Annotated in this window: 6 protein-coding genes; 2 read left to right on the top strand and 4 right to left on the bottom strand. The window is 31.0% G+C overall.

The window, feature by feature from the left end:
• Nucleotides 1-393: 393 nt before the first annotated feature.
• The 4 genes from QBK89_RS14930 to QBK89_RS14915 form a co-directional block, all read right to left on the bottom strand.
• Entirely contained in the window at nt 394-912 is a 519-nt protein-coding gene (locus QBK89_RS14930) for an RNA polymerase subunit sigma-70 (protein ID WP_284141809.1), read from the bottom strand.
• Between the two features lie 265 nt (nt 913-1177).
• Entirely contained in the window at nt 1178-2296 is a 1119-nt protein-coding gene (locus QBK89_RS14925) for a Ger(x)C family spore germination protein (RefSeq protein ID WP_284141808.1), read from the bottom strand.
• A gap of 6 nt (nt 2297-2302) precedes the next feature.
• On the bottom strand, nt 2303-3376 hold the full coding sequence (locus QBK89_RS14920; protein ID WP_284141810.1) for a GerAB/ArcD/ProY family transporter: 1074 nt from the start codon (nt 3374-3376) through the stop codon (nt 2303-2305).
• Between the two features lie 8 nt (nt 3377-3384).
• Nucleotides 3385-4872: a spore germination protein gene (locus QBK89_RS14915; RefSeq protein ID WP_284141807.1), complete on the bottom strand. Its 1488-nt coding sequence runs from the start codon at nt 4870-4872 to the stop codon at nt 3385-3387.
• A 137-nt stretch (nt 4873-5009) separates the two neighbouring features.
• Here QBK89_RS14915 and QBK89_RS14910 point away from each other — a divergent pair, with 137 nt between their 5' ends.
• Both QBK89_RS14910 and QBK89_RS14905 read left to right on the top strand, forming a co-directional pair.
• Nucleotides 5010-5450, top strand: coding sequence for an Hsp20/alpha crystallin family protein (locus QBK89_RS14910; RefSeq protein ID WP_014481451.1), 441 nt, complete (start codon nt 5010-5012; stop codon nt 5448-5450).
• Between the two features lie 408 nt (nt 5451-5858).
• Entirely contained in the window at nt 5859-6299 is a 441-nt protein-coding gene (locus QBK89_RS14905) for a cell wall hydrolase (protein ID WP_284141806.1), read from the top strand.
• Nucleotides 6300-6496 lie beyond the last annotated feature (197 nt).

The following is a 6496-nucleotide window of genomic DNA, read 5'->3' as shown; positions in this document are numbered from 1 at the left end:
GTCGATAAAAGAATGACAGGACAAGGGTTTGGGCATGAAAAGACCCCGAAATCGCAAAAGTATTTTTTAACGAAATCAGGGTCGGACTAGCAAATGTTTATTTTAACTAGCAAGAGATTTTTTTAATTAGACAGTTTCTTTTTGTAGCAACGCCACTGCTTCAACGTGTGTTATCATAAATGGTTGATACATTTTCGCTAAAAATACCCATTTCGCGTAAATTTATACATGTAAAAGATTGTTGTTCCATAGTTTTTCCATCATTCAAATTCAATATCCATTTATTTAAATTTAGCTTTTTAGGGTATCTATAGAGCGATTGCTTTAACAAATCTAATTATAAGAAAATTCATAATTTTATACCCATTCTCAGACCTTCGATACCCATAAGAGTCAGTCATTCTTTATATATGAAAGCAGTAATTCTTCTAGCCATTTAGGTACATAATCAACCTGTTTTCTCTTCATGATTTTGCCTAATATTTCTGCTGCATCTTCTTCTTTAAAGAACCTGTTTCTAACGTAGCATTCGTTACTACAAAACTTCCGCTTTTTTACTCTTTCTGATAAATACTCTTTTCTACAATACTCACACCGCAGTTTATAAATTTTCGGATTATCTTTTTCCCACTTCCTTTTACATTCAATTGAACAATATTTCTTTTTTGCACCTATTCCTTTTTGCTCTAATTTCGATCCGCAACTTAAACAATATACGTTCGTAATTTTTTGTTTGAATTTTTCATCTTCATCTTGATTTTTTACTAAATCAGTTGCACGGCCATCAAGCCCATGCCTTTTACAATAACCTCTAATGATATCACGAGACAACCCTAGAGCATCTCCTATTTTCTTATAACCAATGCCCTCGTACCTCAAAATCCTAATCTGACTTCTTTGTTCATCATTCATGTTCACATCAACTCCTTAACAAATAGTGTCCTAGTAATCACTCGGAACAAAATATTTGTCAAGGAGTTGTTCGTAGCTGATATTGTCTTGGTCATCTTTCTAATTCACACAGCACTCGTCGATGAGTGAAATTAGAAATTAAACGAAGTTTTTGTTACTCTTTCATGCTATCGTAAATTGAATAGTTCTGCTTAAAAAATAACCATAATGAATATTCTCATATTGTCTAATCAGAAGGGTTACAGAAGAGGACTATTTACATTTACTAATTTAACACTCCTGTCCTCTTTATCTTAACTGATACATTCGTCTCTATTAAAACTTTAGGATATATATCATACCACTCGTTGTCTTCTAATTTAGAGTATTGTCTTAAACTTTTTATTTTACTCCCAAAACCAAATGGGTCAGATTTCATTTCTTGCAATTTAGAGATAATTGATTTAAACTCATTATTCATCTTTTTCGAAATAAGCTTTTCGACCTTTTTTGTATTTTCGGAATTAAAGTCGATAGTCGAAGACACTTCATTAATTTCAATCGATACTTGAAGGCTAAATACTACATGATCTTTACTAATAATCTTATAATCAGATTTTGAGTATGTAGGTTTAAAACTAATTTCTATACTTTCAAGTCCATCTTCAATTGAAATTTCCTCTTCTTTAAGTTCTTCAACAGGGATTGAAATGGTCTTATAACCAAATACTTTTTTCCCTTTAGATAATTTTATATAAAGATTTTCTTGAGTAGAAATTGTCCCAACCATTTTATCAACATTAAAGATGGCTACACTCTGGACGACAGGTGTTTTATCTAATTTAAGAACAGGAAGTGTAGGATCGACACCAACTTCATAGTATAAAGATATAAAATCGTGAATGTTTATATTATTTAACATCTCTTTGTCTACTTGCTTTTCAAACATATTGTAAATATAGGTTCCAATGTCTGAAGCATCTTCATATTCCGATTTATTCACTAATTCCTCTACAGATCCATTTACAATCGCAACATAAACAAGTGAACCTATCGTATTGTCCCTTTGTATTGTATCTAACAAATTCTTTATGCCTCTTTCTTGTGCTAATCTATCTTGAAACATAATTGTTCTTAATTGACCTGATGTGAGATCATGATTGGTTTTTTTCTCTAACTTCTGTCTTATTTCTTTACTATTTTTTCCTGTGTCAGATATTATATATTGAGTCTGGGGTTTATTAGGATTAAATTGCAATAGGGCCACTGTTCCTTTAATTTTGTTATTATCAAGTAAATCATAACCTAAAACTGTTGATATTCCTTGTTCCTCTAATGTCTTATTAAGAAGTCCACAACCCGATAACATTAAAGTGAGGATTACTACTATCCCTATCCTAATCAATTCGATTCACACCTTTTTTACCTTGGTTATTAAAAATAAAAATATAGGATAACAAATCCACAAGCAAAATCCAAAATAGTTGACAAAATCAGAAAACTTTTCCGTACTATCCCTATCATTTATTACGAAACTTAATATAAATATTAATATACCTGAAACATAAACACCTTTTTTCTGTCTTAATTTGAACACTCGCTTAATTCCTTTTGAAGCGATCCATAAAAAAAGTGTTAAATTTGAGTAAATAATAAGTATCCAGAAGGAAACTGCAATATACTCAAATCTTTCTATAAACGGCAACCTTACAATACTCATCATATTTAGTATTGGCCATATTGTATGTTTAAGGTGGTTAGGGCTAAAAAATAAAATCGATACAATAGTTAAACTTAGCATAAGTAAAAGAGTAAACCAAATCCCTAACAAAGTAAACCTAAATACTTTTGTTTTATCTTTTACAAAGGGGTAAATAAACAGAATACATTCAAATCCCAATAATGAATAAGTTGTCTTTAACATCCCTTGTCCAATATCTACAACAGGTGTGTTAAATATTGGTGCTATACGTTCGAAAATAAAATGGTCAAAAGTTAAGGGTAAAAGGAGAATCAACCAAAATGTAAACCAGAAAGTAATAAAACATATTCCAGCTACAACTTTTACGCCTCCAAAAACACCGTAAATTGAAAGAACGATTAAGACAAATGCTGGAAACCAATAATATACACCCTCATTCCCCCATGAGATAACAAGTTCAATATATTCACTCATGATTGAATAAAAGGCAGACAAAAAATAAAGTATTAAGATTGTATTGATAATCTTTCCAATTATCTCCCCGAACAAAATTCCGTGTATTTGAAATAAATCTTTATCATTAAATTTCTTTAGTGTATAAATCATTATCAAAAGTATGAAGCTTAGTATTAAGCCACTCAGAATAATCACTATCCAAGCGTCTTGTTTTGTTTCCTGATATAAAACCCTGGGAATTCCCAAAACTCCCACTCCTATTTGAGACGCCTGAATAATGTAAAAAATTAAGAAACTATTTAGTGTTAATTGCTTTTTGGTATTAATAGTAACACCTACATTTCATCATCAATATCTCTATCACTTTTTTCTTTTTTTGCTATAAGCCGTCTTTTATCTAATGTTTGATTTGTAAGGGGCCTGTTTATATAAAATTCTTTTGGTAATTTAAACAAGAAGTATTTCAAATCCATAGAATTGAAAGGATAAAGTGGGGCTAAATAAGGCGTATTCATTGATGTTAGTTTCAGTAAGTGAGTTAATAAAAAACATACACCGATAATTATCCCATTAAATCCCCATACTCCCGCTAAAATTATAATCGGAAAGCGCAAAATTCTTATTGCTGTACCCATTTCATAGCTAGGCGCAGTAAACGAACTTAATGCACTTAATGCTACAACAATAATTAAAATATTACTTGTAAGCCCTGCTTCTACCATAGCTTGCCCTAAAACAATACCACCAACAATCCCCATCGTTTGCGCAACTTTAGATGGAAGACGCGCACCAGCTTCTCTTAATAAATCAATCATAATTTCCAATAATAAGGCTTCTAAAATAGGCGGGAAAGGAATTTGTGCCCTTGACTGGCCTAATGTAACTAGTAACCTTGATGGAATTACCTCATAATGAAACGTAACGGCAGCCACATAAATTGCAGTAAAAAATATAGATAGCACCATAGCAATCATACGTAGCCATCGAAGAACTGTACTTAATATCCACCTTAAATAAACGTCTTCAGTAGTTTCAAAAAAGCTAAAAAATGTTGATGGACAAATAACTGCAGTTGGACTTCGATCAACAAAAATAGCAACTCTCCCATTATTTATGGAATAGATTACTCTATCAGGTAATTCAGTCATTAAATACTGAGGAAAAAATGAGTAAGGATTATCATCTAAAAACTGTGCCAAAACTGAACTATCCATTATATCGTCTATTTCTATATTATTTAGCCTATCCTTAATCGAGGTAACAAGCTCAGGGTCAACAATGTCATTTAAATAGACAATTCTTACTTTCTGCTTTACACGTTCACCTAGTATTATTTCATCAGTAACTAAATTAGGGTTAGAGACGTTATGTCTTAATACTTTAATATTTGTGGATAATGATTCTGTAAAAGATATTTTAGGACCATAAACAAGAGATTCAGTTTCCGCTTTTTCAAGTGACCTTTCAACAGGATCACCAACACCAGCGAATAGTCCTTTTTTTTCAGATGGTAAATAAATAAAAGTAAAACCATCCAATATATACTTTGAAATATCATTTGTTTCAACTAGTTCTTTAACTTCGGTAATTGGTAAATGTTCAAACAAGTAATTTAGATTAATTTCTTCAGATGTAGAATTATTTAAGAAAGAAATAATATTTTTTTCTATTGATATACGGTTAACAAGATTCTTTAAAAAGTACAATTCAATTGTTTTATTTCCGACTGTTACGGTTCTATTAACTAAATCAGGAGAGTTAGATAATTGTTTTTTAATACTTTCAACATCAATTTGCTTAGCCTGTTTTTTAAAAAAATTCACATAAATCTCCCTTATACTCCAAATTTAACCTTTAATATTTTTCACAATATAAAATTTTTTATACACATAACTTTCCTTGTATATTTTTTAATTCTAAGAAGAAAATACATGTGATAAAAAAACAAGGAGTGATTTGTATGTCATTAACACCGTATGATCCATTTAGACAACTAGCAAATATGAGAAGAAATTTTGACCGTTTTTTCTCTGACTTCCCTCTAGATCTTGGGATGGAAAACAATAATTTTGGTAATATCAGAGTTGATGTGCATGAAACTGAAAATGAAGTAATTGCTTCATGTGATATTCCAGGTCTTGAGAAAAAGGAAGATGTAAATATTGATATTGAAAATAATATGTTAAGCATCAACGGTACCATCAATAAAACAAATGAGATTAAAGAAGAAAGTATGTATAGAAAAGAACGCTATACAGGTAGCTTTCATAGGACTGTATCCTTGCCAAGCCCTGTATCTAATGAGGGAGTAAAAGCAACCTATAAGAACGGTGTTCTTGAAGTCAGAATGCCAAAGAAAACAAATGATAACAAAAAGAAAATTGATGTAGACTTTCACTAAATGAGTAAACTATTACCTGTTATGAAAGAGTTCGGCAAAGATTACTTGCAAGAAATAGCTAATGAACAACCAGATTTAGTTGATTTACTTATTTTAACTGTACATTTACCCTCTCATAAGAAAAAATTTATATTAAAGCAGTTAAACAATGATATTAAGAAATCTTTTCTCATACAATAATGTATTACATTTGCATTACTTCATAAATTGGAGTAATGCTTTTATTTTTATTAATAAAGAGGGTAAAGGGAGGGAAACACACTTACCCCTAATTTCATGAAACGGGCTCAATAATAAAAACTTTTTTGCAGAAATAAAACCGATTCAGTGTGGTAAGCTTTGATTCTACCAATGAAGCATTTTTTATTTGGCCATACTTATATAATTTTTAAAGAGGAGTGATAAAAAGTGCCAAGAGTTAAGTATACCGAAAGTGATGTTGCATTGATGGCAAGGATGATGAGGGCAGAAGCTGAGGGTGAAGGGCGACTGGGGATGCTAATGGTTGGTAATGTTATTGTAAACAGACTTAAAGCTGATTGTTTAGATTTTTTAAATTTAAGGTCTATAAGGGACGTGATTTTTCAAGTACAAGGAGGAAATTATTCTTTTGAAGCAGTACAAAAAGGTAATGTTTTTTATCAAAGAGCAAGAGAAGTAGAAAAAAGATTAGCTAAACAAGCCTTAGATTACTGGAGACAGCATCCTTCTAAGTATGCTCTTTGGTATTTTAATCCGTATGGTCAGTGTCCACCTACTTGGTATGGTCAACCATTAGCAGGACAATATAAACAACATTGTTATTATGAGCCACAGGCAAATACATGTGAAAGTGTCTATAGGTGGTGAAAAAAACACTAAAGATTGAAACCTAATAATAATTTGTTACTGATTATAAAGCCTATAACAATGATTACTAAGTAGGGCTTGTCAAATAAAGTGTGTAAGTTCTAATTTACTCAAGATACTTTAACACTCTATCTTTTAGTTCATCTTGAAGAAGAAGTTGGTTCATAACCATTGCCCAGTTCTGGATATGGCCACTT

The organism is Virgibacillus sp. LDC-1, from assembly GCF_030137545.1.
GTDB lineage: Bacteria > Bacillota > Bacilli > Bacillales > Amphibacillaceae > LDC-1.
Note: the sequence above shows the minus strand (reverse complement) of the source record. Positions and strands in the feature narration are given on the sequence as shown.

Excerpts from the sequence above, each read along its gene's own strand:
- QBK89_RS14930 (WP_284141809.1), bottom strand. The coding sequence starts at position 912 with ATGAATGATGAACAAAGAAGTCAGATTAGGATTTTGAGGTACGAGGGC.
- QBK89_RS14910 (WP_014481451.1), top strand. The coding sequence starts at position 5,010 with ATGTCATTAACACCGTATGATCCATTTAGACAACTAGCAAATATGAGA.